13 protein-coding genes are annotated in these 15,826 nt (G+C 71.5%); 4 read left to right on the top strand and 9 right to left on the bottom strand.

Annotated features, from left to right (window positions below; all coding sequences use genetic code 11):
• Positions 1–141: 141 nt before the first annotated feature.
• Together LR394_RS14780 and LR394_RS14775 are read left to right on the top strand one after the other, a co-directional pair.
• Positions 142–528, top strand: a complete 387-nt coding sequence (locus tag LR394_RS14780) for an STAS domain-containing protein (protein WP_231442115.1) — start codon at positions 142–144, stop codon at positions 526–528.
• A complete protein-coding gene (locus LR394_RS14775; RefSeq protein ID WP_231442113.1) occupies positions 525–1,025 on the top strand; it encodes an ATP-binding protein in 501 nt (166 codons plus the stop codon). Before LR394_RS14780 ends, LR394_RS14775 begins: the two co-directional genes overlap by 4 nt.
• Here LR394_RS14775 and LR394_RS14770 read toward each other — a convergent pair.
• On the bottom strand, positions 1,022–1,909 hold the full coding sequence (locus LR394_RS14770; RefSeq protein WP_231442111.1) for a LysR family transcriptional regulator ArgP: 888 nt from the start codon (positions 1,907–1,909) through the stop codon (positions 1,022–1,024). The two genes, LR394_RS14775 and LR394_RS14770, sit on opposite strands and share 4 nt — an antisense overlap.
• 69 nt (positions 1,910–1,978) lie before the next feature.
• Here LR394_RS14770 and LR394_RS14765 point away from each other — a divergent pair, with 69 nt between their 5' ends.
• Entirely contained in the window at positions 1,979–2,605 is a 627-nt protein-coding gene (locus LR394_RS14765) for a LysE/ArgO family amino acid transporter (protein WP_231442109.1), read from the top strand.
• On the opposite strand, the gene pcaC is transcribed toward LR394_RS14765, so the two are convergent.
• Genes pcaC through pcaH form a run of 3 tightly spaced genes read right to left on the bottom strand, consistent with a single transcriptional unit; the run spans position 2,594 to position 4,298 of the window.
• On the bottom strand, positions 2,594–2,995 hold the full coding sequence (gene pcaC, locus LR394_RS14760) for a 4-carboxymuconolactone decarboxylase (protein ID WP_231442107.1): 402 nt from the start codon (positions 2,993–2,995) through the stop codon (positions 2,594–2,596). The genes LR394_RS14765 and pcaC overlap by 12 nt on opposite strands.
• Entirely contained in the window at positions 2,992–3,525 is a 534-nt protein-coding gene (gene pcaG / locus LR394_RS14755; RefSeq protein WP_231442105.1) for a protocatechuate 3,4-dioxygenase subunit alpha, read from the bottom strand. Before pcaG ends, pcaC begins: the two co-directional genes overlap by 4 nt.
• Entirely contained in the window at positions 3,522–4,298 is a 777-nt protein-coding gene (gene pcaH, locus LR394_RS14750; protein WP_231442103.1) for a protocatechuate 3,4-dioxygenase subunit beta, read from the bottom strand. The genes pcaG and pcaH overlap by 4 nt, the downstream gene beginning before the upstream one ends.
• A gap of 84 nt (positions 4,299–4,382) precedes the next feature.
• Between pcaH and LR394_RS14745 the strand changes: the two genes are divergently transcribed.
• Positions 4,383–5,120: an IclR family transcriptional regulator gene (locus LR394_RS14745; protein ID WP_231442101.1), complete on the top strand. Its 738-nt coding sequence runs from the start codon at positions 4,383–4,385 to the stop codon at positions 5,118–5,120.
• Here the strand turns inward: LR394_RS14745 and LR394_RS14740 are convergent.
• From LR394_RS14740 to LR394_RS14720, 5 genes are all read right to left on the bottom strand, one after another.
• The gene (locus tag LR394_RS14740; RefSeq protein WP_231442099.1) at positions 5,101–7,377 is read right to left on the bottom strand and encodes a putative bifunctional diguanylate cyclase/phosphodiesterase; all 2,277 of its coding nucleotides are present in this window, start codon (positions 7,375–7,377) and stop codon (positions 5,101–5,103) included. The genes LR394_RS14745 and LR394_RS14740 overlap by 20 nt on opposite strands.
• Before the next feature lie 98 nt (positions 7,378–7,475).
• Positions 7,476–8,651 carry a 4-hydroxybenzoate 3-monooxygenase gene (locus LR394_RS14735; RefSeq protein WP_269329212.1) on the bottom strand — a complete coding sequence of 392 codons (1,176 nt, stop codon included), beginning with the start codon at positions 8,649–8,651 and terminating at the stop codon, positions 7,476–7,478.
• A gap of 4 nt (positions 8,652–8,655) precedes the next feature.
• Positions 8,656–10,455: a DUF429 domain-containing protein gene (locus LR394_RS42955; RefSeq protein WP_231442095.1), complete on the bottom strand. Its 1,800-nt coding sequence runs from the start codon at positions 10,453–10,455 to the stop codon at positions 8,656–8,658.
• 76 nt (positions 10,456–10,531) lie between these two features.
• The gene (locus LR394_RS14725) at positions 10,532–13,123 is read right to left on the bottom strand and encodes a diguanylate cyclase domain-containing protein (protein WP_231442093.1); all 2,592 of its coding nucleotides are present in this window, start codon (positions 13,121–13,123) and stop codon (positions 10,532–10,534) included.
• Complete coding sequence (locus LR394_RS14720; protein WP_231442091.1) at positions 13,120–15,747, bottom strand: diguanylate cyclase domain-containing protein; 2,628 nt, start codon at positions 15,745–15,747, stop codon at positions 13,120–13,122. The genes LR394_RS14725 and LR394_RS14720 overlap by 4 nt, the downstream gene beginning before the upstream one ends.
• Positions 15,748–15,826: the final 79 nt, after the last annotated feature.

The following is a 15,826-nucleotide window of genomic DNA, read 5'->3' as shown; positions in this document are numbered from 1 at the left end:
AAATACCTGGTGAGCTAGCATAACCAGGCAAGCTGCCCGGATCCCGTGCATCAAGAAGAGGTGACGAGGGTGCTGGTGCAGGACGAACTGGGCAGACGGGGAGACTGCCTCGGGGCAGAAACTGCAGACAGGGAGGCGAAGGTGTCCAGGGATCACCAGACCTCGGAACCGGAGAACGACGCCCCCGGAGACGTCGTGGTCCTCGCCCAGGACGATCACACGCTGGTCATCCTGCACGGTGAGATCGACGTCCGGGTCAGCGACGAACTGGAGTACGCGGGCCGGTTCTCGATCGACGCCGGCCGGCGCACGGTGATGGATGTCCGGCACGTCACGATGATGGACTCGGTGGGGGTCTCGTTCGTGGTCCGGCTGGCGGCCGGGCTGCGCAGCACCGGGGCCGAGCTGCTGCTCCAGGGGCCCTCGCGCCGGGTGGCGGAGCTGATCACCCTGGTCGGCGCCGGCGATCTGGCCCGCTGGCTGCCCGAGGAAGCTCAGGTGGCCGATGTGTCCGCGGGCCAGTCGTGAACGCCACCGTCCTGATCGAGGGCCGTCCCCCGATCGGTTTCTGGGCCCAGCGGCTGGACTGGGACATCGACACGGTGGACAGTTCCGTGCTGGCCCGGACCGAGGCCCGCAGCGCGGTCGCCGCGGCCGGTGAGTCGCATCACGCCGCGCACCCGTCCGGGCATGTGTTCGCCGCCGCCAGCGAGCGGGTGGCGATGACGATGGGCGAGCTCACCACCAACGGCCTGCGGCACGCCGAGCCCCCGGTGACGGCCTCGCTCTCCCGCGGCAATCGGGGCTGGCTGCTGGTCGTCTCGGACGGCTCGGTCTCCCGGGTCCCGGCCGCTCCGGGGCAGGACATCACCGCGGTCGGCGGTCTGGGCCTGCGCCTGGTCATGTCGATGTCGCTCGAGGTCGGCTGGTGCCTGGAGCGCGGCCGCAAGCTGGTCTGGGCGCTGATCGGGGACACGCCGCCGAAGTCCATGCTGGCCACGCTCGACCGGGCGGCCATTTCCTAGAGCAGCTCCCGGGCAGCGTGTTCCCGCACCGCCCGGGTGATCCGGTCCAGCAGCGGCGAATCCAGTTTCCAGCGCTGCCAGTACAGTTCGACGTCGGCCGGCCGGTCCGGGGCCAGGGCCAGCAGTCTTCCGGTGGCCAGGTCGTCCTGACACTGCTGGTCGGGCAGCATGCCCCAGCCCAGGCCCATCCGCACCGCCCGGGCGAAATCCTCCGAGGTGGGCACGAAATGCCGCGGTGAGCGCGGGTCGTGGCCGATCACCCGGCGCAGGAACGCGTGCTGCATGTGGTCCTGGCGATCGAAGTCGACCAGCGGGACGCCGTCCAGGCCCTGGGTGCCCACCTCGCCCTGGAGGTGCCGGTCCACAAAAGCCGCAGATGCCACCGCGTGGTACCGCATCGTCCCCAATTTGACCGAAGAGCAGCCCTGTACGGGAGTCGACTGCGCCGACACCGCCGCCATCACCGTTCCGGCGCGCAGCAGATCGGACGTCCGGTCCTGGTCCTCGCGATACAGGTCGAACACCACCGCGGTGTCCTCCAGCACCTCGGCCAGCGGGCCGAGGAACCAGGTGGCCAGCGAATCCGCATTGACCGCAAGCGCTATCGACGGCGTGCGGGTGCTGTCGGTGGGAGCCAGGGCCCGCGCCGTCTCCCCCTCCAGCAGCAGGGCCTGACGCGCATGCCGCACCACCACCTGACCGTCGGCGGTCGGCCGGATCGGGGTGGTGCGCTGCAGCAGGATCCGCCCGGCGGCCTGCTCCATCGCCTTGATCCGCTGCGACACCGCCGAGGCGGTGATGCGGAGCCGGGCTGCGGCCGCGTCGAAGGTGCCCTCGTCGACCGCGGCCAGCAGCGTCTCCAGGTGGTCCCGCTGGAATCGCATAAGCAGAGCTTACGCACCTTCAGAAAGATGAGCTGTACTTGATGTCGGGTGCCTTCTAGCGTTCCCATCATGAGTGCGACCCTGCTGCCCGGCGTCCTGGGCCTGATCACCGGCCTGACCTTGATCGTGGCGATCGGTGCCCAGAACGCGTACCTGCTGCGGCTGGGGATCGCCGAGCGAGCCCAGGTGGTGCTGCCGGCCGTGGTGATCTGCGCGGCCTCGGACGCGCTGCTGATCCTGGCCGGGGTACTGGGGATGGGCGCGCTGGTGCAGAGCGCCCCGGTCGCGCTGACGGTGATCCAGGTGCTCGGCGCCGGATTCCTGTTCTGGTACGGCTTCGTTGCGGCCCGCCGGGCCCTGTGGCCTTCCGGCGAGGTGCTGGAGGCCGGGGGCCAGGAGGATTCGAGCAGCGTGCGCCGGGTGGTGCTGACCATGCTGGCGCTGACCTGGCTGAACCCGCACGTCTACCTGGACACCGTGATCCTGCTCGGCTCGATCGCGAACGGTCAGCCGGTGGGCCGCTGGTGGTGGGTGGCCGGTGCGATGCTGGCCAGCGTGCTCTGGTTCAGCGCACTGGGTTTCGGCGGCCGGCTGCTGCGCCCGGTGTTCGCGCGGGCGCTGGCCTGGCGGGTGCTGGACGGGCTGATCGCGGTGGTGATGGTGGCGATCGGAGTGCGGATCGCGCTAGGAGTCTGACTCCTGCAGCGCTTTCTGGGCGATCCGGAAGGCGGTGTTGGCGGCCGGCACCCCGCAGTAGACGGCGCTGTGCAGGATGACCTCCTTGATCTCGTCGTCGGTCAGGCCGTTGGTACGGGCCGCGCGCACGTGCAGGGCCAGCTCGTCGTGGTGGCCGCGGGCGATCAGCGCGGTCAGGGTGATCATCGAGCGGCTGCGCCGGTCCAGGCCGGGCCGGGTCCAGATGCCGCCCCACGCGTAATCGGTGATGAACTGCTGGAAATCGCTGGTGAAGCCGGTGGTTGCGGCGGCGGCCCGCTCGACGTGGGCCTCACCCAGGACCTCGCGCCGCACGGCCGCACCGGCGTCGATCCGCTCGCCGACGGTGTTCTCGCGATCGAGCGGGTTCATCGCTCATCCGTCCCGAAGTTCAGGAACACGGTCTCGCCGTCACCCTGCAGCCGGATGTCGAAACGGAAGCCCTGGGGCTCTGCTACGGCGATCAGGGTGCCGCGGCGTTCGGCGTCCACTCCTTTCAGGAAAGGGGCCGGTTCCGGGCTCGGGAGGTAGGCCCGGGTGAAGAGCCGGTCCAGCAGTCCGCGGGCGAACACGGTCACCGCGAAGAAGGCGTCGGGGCCGCCCGGGCGTAGCGTGCTGAAGCTGAAATGGCCGGTCGTGTCGGTACTGGCCCGGCCCCAGCCGGTGAAGGTGAAGCCGTCACGGTGCAGGGAACCGGCCCGGCGGACCACCGAGCCGTCCGGTGCAGGCTGCCAGATCTCCAGCAAGGCGTCCGGAACGGGGTCGCCGGCGCCGTCGATCACCGTGCCGTGGAAGCGGATGGCGTTGGCGGAGCCAGGGGGAACCAAGGTGTGGTCGCCGGGGTAGGGCAGGGCGTAGTGGTAGAAGGGCCCGACGGTCTGCCCCGGGGTGGAACGCCTCATGCGTCGTCCTCCTCGAACCGGGTGCGGTGGGGCCCGGTCAGCACGATGTCCCAGCGGTAGCCCGTGCTCCACTGCGGCCGGGTCACCTCGTGGTCGTAGCGGGCCACCAGCAGTTCCCGATCGCGTGCATCGGTGATCGACCGGTAGATCGGGTCCAGCGCGAGCAGCGGATCGCCCGGGAAGTACATCTGGGTGATCAGGCGCTGGGTGAAATCCGTTCCGAACAGCGAGAAGTGGATGTGCGCCGGGCGCCAGGCGTTACGGTGGTTCTTCCACGGGTACGGCCCGGGCCGGATCGTGGTGAACCGGTAACGGCCCTCGGCATCGCTCAGGCAGCGGCCCACCCCGGTGAAGTTCGGGTCGATCGGGGCCGGGTGCTGGTCGCGCTGATGGATGTACCGCCCGGCCGCATTCGCCTGCCAGATCTCCACCAGCTGGCCGGCGACCGGCCGGCCCGCGCCGTCCCGGATCCGGCCGGTCACCTCGATCCGCTCGCCGATCGGCTCGCCCGGGTGCTGGACGGTCAGGTCGGCCTCCAGCGCGCCTACGTCCTGCGGGCCGAAGCACGGGGCCCAGCGCTCGATCTCCTCCGGGTCGGCGTGGTGCAGGTCCTTGGTGGGATGGCGCAGGATGCTGCTGCGGTACGGCGGATAGTTCAGCACCGGTTGTGGGCGGGCGTGCCCGGTGCTCGTGTGCGTCTTGTCGATCTCGGCCATCTCGGCGCTGATTTCGGCCTGGGTCCCCGCGGCGGCATCGGACGGCTGGCTGGACATGCCGGGAAGGTAGGCGTTTACAACCAGGGCCGGACAGGCGAGACTTCCGTTCAGCGGAAATCGGGGCAAAACGGGAGGCGAACGGTGAGCGTCACGGCCAGGGCCCTGGCCCTGCTGAGCGCCTTCGACGAGCGCCACCGCCGGCTCACCCTGACCGAACTCGCCCGCCGGGCCGGGCTCCCGCTGGCCACTGCGCACCGGCTCACCGGCGAGCTGCTCAGCTGGGGCGCCCTCGAACGGCTTTCACCGGGCTCGCCGTACTACGTGATCGGGCGCCGGATCTGGGACCTCGGGCTGCTCGCCCCGGTGCAGAGCGGCCTGCGCCAGGTGGCCTCCCCTTTCCTGCACGACATCTACGCCGCCACGCTGGCCACCGTTCACCTGGCCGTACGCGACGGGGACGAGGTGCTCTACGTGGACCGGCTTTCCGGGCACCAGTCCGTTCCGGTGGTCAGCGAGATCGGCTCCCGGCTGCCGTTGCACTGCACCGGGGTGGGCAAGGTGCTGCTGGCTCATGCCCCGGCCGACGTGCAGCGGCGGGTGCTGGGCGACCTGCGCCGGATCACGCCGTACACGATCACCCAGCCCGGCCGGCTCAGCGCGCAGCTGGAACGCACCCGGCGGGAGGGGTATGCGCAGACGGTGGAAGAGATGAGCCTGGGCGGGTGCTCGGTCGCCGTGCCGATCCGCCGGCCCACCACCGGCAAGGTCGAGGTGGTCGCGGCGCTGGGCCTGGTGGTGCCCACGCTCAAGCGCGACAAGCCCCGGCTGGTCGCGGCGTTGCAGGTGGCGGCCGAGGGGATCAGCCGTTCGCTGCCGTGACGTCGGTGCCCGTGACTTCGCGGTCGGTGGGTGAGACCGGGATCTCCCGGGCCGGTTTCGGCCGGCCCAGGAAGTAGCCCTGGGCCAGTTCGCAGCCGATCCGCTCCAGCCGGTCGAGCTGCTCCTGGGTCTCCACCCCCTCGGCCACCACGTCCAGGTTGAAGGCGTGGGCCGCGGTCACCATCAGCTGGACCAGCGCCTGACCGGCCGGCTCGGACGAGCGCAGGAAGCTCTGGTCGATCTTCAGGGTGTCCACCTGAAGCTTCTGCAGCTGGCCGATGCTCGTGTAACCGGTGCCGAAGTCGTCCAGGCTCACGGTCACCCCCAGCGCCCGCAGATCGCGCAGGTGGGCGTCGGCGGTGGGCTCGTCCAGCAGCACCGTCTCGGTGATCTCGAGGACCAGCCGGGAGGCCTCCAGCCCGCTCTCGCGCAGGGCGTGGCGGACCTCCTCGACCAGCGAGCGCGAGGCCAGGTGCCGGGCCGAGATGTTCACCGCCATCGTCACGTCGCCGTGGCCGGCCGGGTCCTGCCAGGTCCAGGCGGACAGCTGCTTGGTCGCGGTGTTGAGCACCCAGCGGCCGATCTCGCAGATCAGCAGGCTCTCCTCGGCGGCCGGGATGAACTCGCCGGGCGGGACCATCCCACGCTCGGGGTGGCGCCAGCGGATCAGCGCCTCGTAGGAGCGCAGCTCGCGGGTGGCCACGCCGATCACCGGCTGGAAGTGCAGCTCGAACTCCCCGGCGGCCAGGCCGTGCCGGATCTCGGTCTCCAGCCGGGCCCGGGCCTCCAGCTCGGCCCGCAGCGCGGCGTCGAACATCTCCACCCGGCCCCGGCCGTTGACCTTGGCCCGGTAGGCGGCCAGGTCGGCGTCCTGCACCAGCTGCTCGGCGTCGGTCTGGCCGTCCCGGGCCAGCGCCACCCCCACGCTGGCGCTGATCCGGGCCTTGCCGCCGGCGGTCATGATCGGCGTGCTGATCGAGTCGACCAGCCGGTCGGCGATCTCCATCAGCTCGGCCGGGCTGGGCACCGGGTCGATCAGCACGATGAACTCGTCGCCGCCCTGCCGGCCGAGGGTGTCGCCCTGGCGCAGCACCCCTTTCATCCGGGCGGCCGCGGTCCGCAGCACCTCGTCCCCGGCGGCGTGCCCGAGCTGCTCGTTCACCCGTTTGAAGAAGTCCAGGTCGACGAACAGCACGGCGGCCTCGTCCCCGGCCCGGGCCGCCCGGTGCAGCAGCGCGGTCAGCAGCTCACGCAGGTAGGCGCGGTTGGGCAGGCCGGTCAGCGCGTCGTGGGCGGCCTGGTGGGCCAGGTCCACCCGGTAGGCGTCGCGTTGCTCGGTGGAGACCCGCAGCTGGCGCATCGAGAGCCAGAGCCGGGCCGGGACCAGCACCGAGAGCACGGTCGAGGCGGTGGCGATCGGGATGTGGTTGAGGTCCAGGTCGAGGAAGAAGTCGACCATCAGCACCCCGGGCACGACCAGCATCGAGCCGTACATGGCGACCAGCCGCAACGGTGAGACCACCCAGGTGGGAGTGACGTCCTGGCGGGCCGCAGTGGTGGCCGCACGCAGGGCGCCGTACCCCCAGCCGATGTACATCAGCAGGTAGAAGGTCTCGAACCAGCGGTGCTGCGGGTTCAGCGTGCCGCCGCTGGCTCCGTAGATCACGTTGCCGGTCAGCCCCAGCAACACACCCACGGTCAGGGCGGCGGTGGCCCGGCCCTCGACCGGGGCGGGCACGCTGGTGATCAGCCAGACCGCAGCGGCCAGCATCCCGATCGTGGTCAGCGGGTACAGCAGGCCGACCGACTCGGCCAGGTCCAGGGCGCCGTGGATCGGGCTGAACAGGGCCACCCAGAGCACCAGCCCGCCGCCGATGGTGACCACCGCCGAGTCGAGCAGCCCGGCCGCATCGATCCGCCGGCCCCGCTGCAGCATGAACAGGCCGGCAGCAGCCCCCAGGTTGGCCGTCAGCCAGCCCGCGTCCGCCCAGTTCGGGAAGGGGAGCACGGAGGCGTTCAGGTGATGCCAGGCGGTGTAGCCGTCGGCCAGCGCGCTCAGGCCTGAGCCCAGCGAGAACACCATCCAGGTCAGGCGCCGGGGCGGGTCCAGGCGAGCGGCCACCAGCACGGCCACCATGCTCGCGAGGCTGACCGTCACCTGGGCCACCGCTCGCGGGGCGCCTGCGGGTACGAGCCAGTAGCCGCCGAGAAGAACGGCGGCGACCCAGAGATAACGCCGTCCGGCGTCGAGGCGCATGATCAGGCGTTCGGCCCGCCCGGTCGCAGGGTGTAGACGCCTGCGCGGCTGTCATCCGACCGGCGCCCTGGCCTTCGCCCGAGGGTGACAGCCGGTGATCAGAAACCGATCGGCAGGCCCGCGTAGTTCTCCGCCAGCCCCTTCGCCCCGGCCTCGCTGCTGGTCACCCACTTCAGCTGGGACAGCTGCAGCTGGGTGTCGAACGGGTCCTCGCCGGTGTGCAGCATGGTGGTCATCCACCAGGAGAAGTGCGTGCAGCGCCAGACCCGGCGCAGGGCGGCGGCGGAGTAGGCCTCGGCCGGGCCTGGATCACCCTTCAGCAGCAGCGCGGCCAGGGCCGGGGCCAGCAGCGCCACGTCGGCCACGGCCAGGTTCAGCCCCTTCGCCCCGGTGGGCGGCACGATGTGGGCCGCGTCGCCGGCCAGGAACAGCCGCCCCGAGCGCATCGGCTGCTGCACGAAACTGCGCATCGGCAGAACGCTCTTCTCCAGCAGGGGGCCGGGATTGAGCCGCCAGCCATCCTGACCGTGGCCCAGCCGGGCCGCCAGCGCGTCCCAGATCCGCTGGTCCGACCAGGCGGCGATGTCCGTGTCGGCCGGGACCTGTAGGTAGAACCGGCTGATCGAGGCCGAGCGCATCGAGTGCAGGGCGAATCCGTCCGGGTGCCAGGCGTAGATGAGTTCGTCCGTGGACGGCGCGACTTCGGCCAGTACCCCCAGCCAGGAGTAGGGGTAGGCGCGCTGCCAGGTCTGCCGGGCCGCCTCCGGCACGGCGGCGCGACTGGGCCCGAAAGACCCGTCGCACCCAACCACCACCTCCGCGTCCAGGCGCGCCGGACGTCCATCATTGTCGGTATAGGTGACGAACGGACGCTCGGTACCCACGTCGTGCAGGGCGGTTTCGCTGACGCCGTAGACGATCTGCTGGCCCGCCGCCTCGCGCGCCCGCCCGAGGTCCTTCTGCACCTCGGTCTGCCCGTACACGGTCACCGCCCGGCCGGTGAGCTCCACGAAGTCGATGTGGTGCCGCTCGTGCGGCCACTGCAGGTAGATGCCGCGGTGCCGGTCGCCCTCGGCGGCCAGCCGCGCCCCCAGCCCAACCTCGGTGAGCAGGTCCACGGTGGACTGCTCGAGGATCCCGGCCCGGATCCGGGCCTCCACGTACTCCCGGGTGCGGGTCTCCAGCACCACGGACTCGATCCCCTCGGCGTCCAGGAGATGCGACAGCAGGAGGCCGGCCGGACCGGCGCCGATGATGGCGACTCGGGTGCGCATGACGTCAGTCTTGCTCACCGGAGGACTGCAGCTTCTCCAGCCGGGACTTCAGCAGCGCCCGCCGGTCGGCGTTGCCCGGTAGCGCGACGAACTTCTCGCCGAACGCCGCCAGCAGCGCGTCGTCCAGCCGGCGCACCGCCCCGGGCGGGTACTTGTAGTCCATCCGGGCGTTCAGGTCGAGCTCGTTGACCGGAAGCAGCACCTCGGTGAGCTCCGGCAGCGAGGTGATCGCCAGCTCGGCCAGCAGCCCGGTGATCCAGGTGTAGTGCTCGGTGCGCGACCAGCCGGCCTCCGGGTACTGCCCGGCCAGGAAGGCGGCCAGCTCGCGGGCCCCGATCCGGGAGTCGTCGTCGGCGGTGTCGCGGCCGGTGGTCCCGTCGTCCGGGGCACCCTCGTCGCCGGGCAGCACCCGGTTCGCCGCGAGCCGGTCGCGGATGATCGAGAACTCCTGGTCGGCCAGCTCCAGCAGACCGGCGGCCAGGGTGAACCGGCGGTCCAGCTCCGGCGCCTGCTCGGCCGGAACCGTTCCCTTGTAACGGATGTCGTGCTCGAACTCGGCCCAGGCGTGCTGCAGCACGGTACGCACCTGCAGCGAGGCGGCCTTGCCGCGCAGCTGCTCGTAGTCGGAGTGCCCTTCCCGGGCGGCGTCCAGGGTGATCAGCATGTGCCGGCTGCGGTAGCCGAACCGGCCCTGCCGGGCGGTCTCCTCACCCATGTCCCGGTCCCGCTTGACCAGCAGCTGGTCGTGGATCACGTCGGCCACGGTGGCCACGTCGTCCTGCACGTAGGTGATCACCCGCACGCCGATCTGGTCGTTGATCTCCCGCAGCGGCTCGGTGTACACCAGCTCGCCGTCGGCGGTGCGGCGGGCGGCCTTGCCGGCGAAGGAGGCCACCGCCTTGGCCCGGCCGGTGACGCTCAGGTAGTTGATCCCGGCCTCGTCGAGGATCGAGGTGACCAGCGCGCAGAACCGGTCGGCGGCCTCCACCAGGGCGGGCTGGCGCAGCGCGTACTCGCGCACCGCGACCGCGACCGGGTCCTCCGGGGTGACATCCTCGTCAGTGCTCGGTTCCAGGTCCGCGGGCAGCGTGGGGGTGACGATGTAGCCGTTGTCCACGTCGCCGTAGGTGGTCATCATCTGCGGGTGCCGGTGCCCGAAAAGCGCCACGTAGGCGCAGATCACGGCATCCACCTGGTCCTCGACCACGCGCAGCTCGCTCTTGCGGACGGCCCCGCCCGCGGCCTCGATCAGCTCGGGCCAGCGCGAGCCCTCGGTGTGCAGCGCCGGTTCGGCCCCGGTCAGGCCACCGACCAGGCCCATCAGCCGCAGCAGCTCCGACTGCAGCAGTTCCCGGCTGCGGCCCGGCTTGGCCTTGTACTTCAGCGTCCGGCCGAGCCGGAACAGCGAGACCGTGGCGGCGTGCGGGTAGACCTCCATCGCCCGGCGGCCGCGGCCGGAGCGCGGGTTCATGTCCAGCTTCAGCGCCGAGGCGATCCGGGCGCCCCGCGGCACCCCGGAGAACTCCGGCTTGGTGGTGTTCACCGGGTGCGCGCCGGCGTGGAAGCGGGCGAAGTCCTTGTTCAGGGCGGCCTCGGCCGGCCGGTTGCCGCTCTCGTTGCGCACGATCAGCGGCGCGTCGATCGCGACCAGACAGTCACCGGTGGTGAACGGGGCCAGCGCGGCGAGGATGTCCTCGTCGCTCTGGGCCGTGCTGACGTGCACCAGGGCGCCGTCCGCATCCAGCACGGCCACTCCGGTGGGTTTGCGTTCGCCCCAGGCGAGATCCACTCCGACGAAGTACACAGGGTGAAGCCTGCCTTATCCGACGTGCTCCGGCGCGCCGGGGGCGGGTGCGAAGCGTGACATCGAAGGCACCGGTTCAGCGTTGGCTGACCCGGACCCGGCCCTTGCCGTCCCGCTTCGCCCGGTACATCGCCCCGTCCGCAGCCTCCAGCAGGGCACTGGCCGTACTGCCTTCCTCGTCCGCGCCGGACAACGCCACGCCGACGCTCGCCCCGATCCGCGCGTAGGCGCTGCTGAGCTCGAACTCCTCGGCCAGGGTGGCGATGATGCTGCGCCCGATCGCCAGGGCGGTGTCCTGGTCCGGTACCCCCGGGCAGAGCACCGCGAACTCGTCGCCGCCGAGGCGGGCCACCACGTCGCTGGAGCGCACGCAGGCGGCGATCCGGTCGGCCACCTGGATCAGCAGCTCGTCGCCGGCGCTGTGGCCCTGGCTGTCGTTCACCGCCTTGAACCCGTCCAGGTCGATGTACAGCACCGCCACGTTGCCGATGCGGGCCTTCGCGGCCAGCGCCCGGTCCAGCCGCTCGCGCAGCTGGCTGCGGTTGGGCAGGCCGGTCAGCGGGTCGTGGGCGGCCTCGTGCCGCAGCCGCTCGGTCAGCTCCCGGCGGTCGGTGATGTCCTCGATCATCAGGATCAGGTAGGGCGGCCGGTCGTCGGCCGGGTGCACCGCGGCGGTGGACAGCCGGCCCCACAGCTCGCCCTCGCCGGCCCGGCGGAACTGCCGGTCCACCGAGACGTGGTCGAGCTGACCGCCGGCCAGCAGGGCCAGGTTGTGCCGGGCCCTGGTGGCGTGCGGTTCTTCCATCAGGTCGATCAGGTGGGTCTGCAGCAGCTGCGCCTCGGACCGCTGGGCGAAGGCGCACATCGCGGGATTGACCTGCAGGATCACCCCCGGGTCGGCCGCCTGCAGGCCGAGGATCGCCATCGCCAGCGGGGCCCCGTCGAAGGCCAGCCGGAACTTGGTCTCGCTCTCGCGCAGGTCGACCCGGGCCTGCATCGCCTCGCTCAGGTCGATGATCACCCCGATGTACTCCCGGCTGCCGTCCGGGCCGGTGTACGGGGTCAGGCTGAGCTGGGCCGGGAACTCCGAGCCGTCCTTGCGCAGGGCGGTGATCTGCTCGGTGAACGCGCCGAGCGAGGCGGTCTCGTCCAGGAAGACCTGCATCGCGTCGTCGTTCTCGCCCCGGGCCCGGGCCGCCTCGCGGGTGCGCTCGGTGTGGAACGCCGAGGACTGCAGCGTTCCGATCACCTCCGCGGCGCGGTAGCCCAGCAGCTTCTCGGCCCCGGCGTTGAACCGGGTGACCAGGCCGGTGGAGGCGTCGGTGCCGACGATCCCGGTCTCGGTGATCGCCCCGAGGATGGCGTGCAGCTCGCTGTCGGCCTTGCTGCGGGCCAGCTCGGCGGCGCGCTGGCCAGTGATGTCGTAGATGGTCGAGTGCAGCCGCACCACCTGGCCGTCCTCGTTGCGCTCGGCCTCGGTCCGGCCCTGCACCAGCCGCTGTGATCCGTCCGGGCGGATCAGCCGGTACTCCAGCGGCTCCCGGGTCTGGCCGGTCTGCGACATCCGGCTGATCGAGTCCACCACCCGGGCCTGGTCCTGCGGGTGGATGGCGGAGAAGAACCGCTTCGCCGCCGGGGCCACCGTGGCCGGGTCCAGGCCGAGCTGCCGGTACATCCCGGGCGACCAGGTCACCTCGCCGGTCAGCACGTTCAGCACGCCCGAGCCGGTGCCGGTGATCTCCTCGGCCTTGGCCAGCGCGGCCGCGCGTTCCTCGCTGGCCTGCAACGCCGCGTCCCGGGCCTGGGCGACGAGCACGATGAACAACAGCATCAGGGTCAGCACGACCAGGAACACCTGGATCGACCAGGCCCGCTGCCAGCCCGCTTCGTCGCCGAACGGCCCCAGCCCGCGCAGCGTGCAGACCGTGGTGATCAGGCCGAGCGCCTGCAGCGAGACCATCGAGCGCACCGGGCCCAGCCGCAGCCCGCCCCACAGCAACGGCAGCGCGCAGACGATCGGCACGATCAGGTGCTGGTCCAGCGCGAAGACCAGCAGGCTGATCGCGACCAGCGTCAGGATCTGGGCCAGCCACTCCAGATTCAGCCGTCGTTCCCGCCGGGCATCCCGGAGGCCGGTGCGCGCGACCAGGAAAAGCGGTGAAACCAGCAGAATGCCGAGGGCATGGGTGCGAAAGTAGGCGCTCCACAGGCTGCCGAACGTGCCTTCCGAGGCCAGATACTGGGAGAAGCTGTACAGGAAGGCGCCGAAAGAGACTCCGGCCAGGACGCTTACGGTGAACAGAAAGGCGTGCCGGGGAGAATTCAGTCGTACCCCGGTGGGGAAGAGCTTGCGCAGCACTGCCGAGGCCGCCAGGAGTTCGATGTTCGCGGCCACGAAAATACCGATGGCAGCGCCCGGGTCGTAACCGTACTCCAGGACGCTGACAAGATAGCCGAGCGAGATGCCCCCGAGAGCAGCCGGCCAGGAACGGGGATTCAGCCGGGCCAGAACCGCTATCCCGGCCCCGGCCAACGGCCACCACACCGAGGTGTGCAGGTTCGGGTCCCGCAGCAGACGCAGGGCGAGCTGTCCCAGGGCAACCGCGAGAACCAGACAAAGGACGAAGTGGGCCAGTTCGCGACGGGCCGCCCCGAGCCGGCCGGTCACCGGGAGCTCACCTCGACCCGGCCCTTGCCGGCCCGCTTGGCCTGGTACATCGCCTCGTCGGCGGCGTTCAGCAGATCCGGCGCGTCCCCGGCCCGCGGGGAGTCCGGGGGCGAGAGGGCGATCCCGATGCTCGCGCCGATCCGGCACGGCACGCCGTCGATGTCGAAGTCCAGGGCCAGCGCGGTGACGATCCGCTCGCCGATCGCCCGGGCCGTGTCCAGGTCGTTCACCCGGGGCAGCAGGACGGCGAACTCGTCACCGCCCAGCCGGGACACCACGTCGCTGGCCCGTACGCAGGCCGCGATCCGGTCGGCCACCTGCACCAGCAACTCGTCCCCGGTGGCGTGGCCCCGGCCGTCGTTGACCGCCTTGAACCCGTCCAGGTCCACGTACAGCACCGCCACCGCCCCCGAGGCCGGGGGCTGGGCCAGCGCGTCCTCCAGCTGGCGGCGCAGCACCTGACGGTTGGGCAGCCCGGTCAGCGGGTCGTGCGAGGCCTCGTGCCGCAGCCGCTCGGTCAGCTGCATCCGGGCGGTGATGTCCTCGATCATCGTGATCAGGTAGGGCGGCCGGCCGTCGGTGGGCCGCACCACCGAGGTCGACAGCAGGCCCCACAGCTCACCGCCGTCGGCCCGGTGGAAGGCCCACTCGCCGGTGGTCGAGTCGCCGCCCCCGGCCAGCAGTTTCCGCAGGTCGGCGGCGGCTGCCTCGGCGTGGGCGGGGGTCATCAGGTCGGCCAGGCTGCACTCGAGCAGCTCCGGCTCGGACTTACCGGTGAACCGGCACAGTGCCGGGTTGGCCTGCCGGATCCGGCCCAGGTCGGCGTCGTCCAGCGAGACGGTGGCCATCGCCGTCGGGGCGAACTCGAAGGCCAGCCGGAACCGGTCCTGGCTCTCCTGCAGCTCGGCCTCGGCCCGCAGCACCGGGCTGAGGTCGAAGATCGTGGCGATGTACGTCTCCGGGGTGCCGTCCGGGGCGTTGATGATGCTCAGACCCACATGAGCCGGGAACTGCGTGCCGTCCTTGCGGACCAGGGTCCAGCGCCGGCGGTCGTGCCCCCGCAGCAGCAGCTCCTGCCCGAGCGCGATCATCGGGTCGTCGATCCCGGTGGTGGCCATCGCCCGCTCGGCATCGGCGGGGGAGAGGTACACCAGCGGGTTGTGCAGGCCGACCAGTTCCTCGGCCCGCCAGCCCAGCATCCGCTCCGCCGCCGGGGAGAAGAAGGTGATCAGCGAGGTGCTCGTCGCCGCCCCCACGATCCCCACGTTCTCCACCGCGTTGAGCACCCCGGAGAGCTGGGTGTGGGCCTGCTGCAGGGCCTTCTCGGCCTCCCGGATCGCGGTCACGTCCAGCACGGTCGAGCGCATGATGGCCGGACGGCCGTCCGGGTCCTGGTCCACCCGGTTGCGCAGCAGTACGGTGCGCCACGAGTGGTCCGGGCGCAGCAGCCGGCACTCCATGTTGGGGATCTCCCCGCTGTCCACCCGGGCCAGCGCCGCCAGCAGCACGCCCCGATCGTCCGGGTGGATCTTCTCGACGTAGCTCTCGGCGTCCGGGGGCATGCTCTCGCGGGTCTGACCGAGCTGGGCGTACAGTCCGTCGCTCCAGCGGATCTCCCCGGTCTTCAGGTCCCAGGTGGAGGAGCCCAGCCCGGCGATCCGCTCGGCCTCCACCAGGTCGGCACTGCCCGCCTTGGCCAGCCGCAGCAGGGCGCTCTTCTGCTCGGCGGCCAGGACCACGGCCAGGGTGCCGATGCTCACCGCGGCGACCACCAGCTGGATCGCCAGGGTCTGCGCGTCGGGCGGTTCCTGCACGATCGGCCCGACTCCGCGCAGCGTGCCGACGGTGGCCAGCACCGCCATCAGCAGCAGCGAGCCCATCGCCCGCAGGGTGCCCAGCCGCAGCCCGCCCCACAGCAGCGGGATCATGCAGACCACCGAGGGGACCACCCGCTGGTCGTTCATGAAGACGCCGGCGGTGACCAGGCCGAGCACCAGCGCCTGGGCCGCCCACTCCAGGTTCAGCCGGCGCCGGCGCAGCTCGGCCAGCAGCTCGCGGGGGCCCAGAGCGACCAGGAAGAGCGGCGAGATGACCAGCACGCCCAGACCGTGCGAGCGGAAGTAGCCGTGCCACAGGGCGAACGTGAACGGGTCCTGGACCAGGGCGAACACGGTGGCGCCGAAGGCCACCCCGCTGGCCGCGCAGAGGGCGAAGCGGCCGGCCGCGGCGGGGGAGTTCAGCAGCACCGGCCCGCGGAAGGCCCGGCGCAGCAGCACGGCGATCACCACGGTCTCGCCCAGCGCCGCGGTCAGGATGCCCAGGGCGTCGGAGGGTGCGTGGTAGTAGGTGTTCAGGTTGGTGAAGAACTGGCCGGCGGCCAGCCCGATCAGCGCCAGGGGCCAGGCCCGGGGGCGCAGCCGGACCAGCAGGACAAGTGCGAAACCGGACAGCGGCCACCAGACCGACACGTGCAGGGCGGGATCCCGCAGGAAGCGGATGCCGAACTGCGAGACGCCCAGGCCGAGCAGGAGGCAACCGGCGAAGAGCGCGACCGCACCGGCGAGCGGCCTACCCGCCGTCGCCTCCTGGTTACCGCCGGCCCGGCGGACGTCCGCTATCGACACCCCGTGGTTCCCCCTGCACGTGATCCACCGCAACATCGGCGGGGCAGGCTGGGCACTTGACCACGGTGAGTCGTGTGTA

Origin of the sequence: Kineosporia babensis, from assembly GCF_021129305.1 — a bacterium.
Taxonomy (GTDB): domain Bacteria; phylum Actinomycetota; class Actinomycetes; order Actinomycetales; family Kineosporiaceae; genus Kineosporia; species Kineosporia babensis.
This window is presented reverse-complemented; position numbering and strand designations above follow the sequence as displayed.

Coding starts and splice junctions, on each gene's coding strand:
- LR394_RS14770 (WP_231442111.1), bottom strand. CDS start 1,909: ATGCGATTCCAGCGGGACCACCTGGAGACGCTGCTGGCCGCGGTCGAC.
- LR394_RS14765 (WP_231442109.1), top strand. CDS start 1,979: ATGAGTGCGACCCTGCTGCCCGGCGTCCTGGGCCTGATCACCGGCCTG.
- pcaC (WP_231442107.1), bottom strand. CDS start 2,995: ATGAACCCGCTCGATCGCGAGAACACCGTCGGCGAGCGGATCGACGCC.
- pcaG (WP_231442105.1), bottom strand. CDS start 3,525: ATGAGGCGTTCCACCCCGGGGCAGACCGTCGGGCCCTTCTACCACTAC.
- pcaH (WP_231442103.1), bottom strand. CDS start 4,298: ATGTCCAGCCAGCCGTCCGATGCCGCCGCGGGGACCCAGGCCGAAATC.
- LR394_RS14740 (WP_231442099.1), bottom strand. CDS start 7,377: ATGCGCCTCGACGCCGGACGGCGTTATCTCTGGGTCGCCGCCGTTCTT.
- LR394_RS14735 (WP_269329212.1), bottom strand. CDS start 8,651: ATGCGCACCCGAGTCGCCATCATCGGCGCCGGTCCGGCCGGCCTCCTG.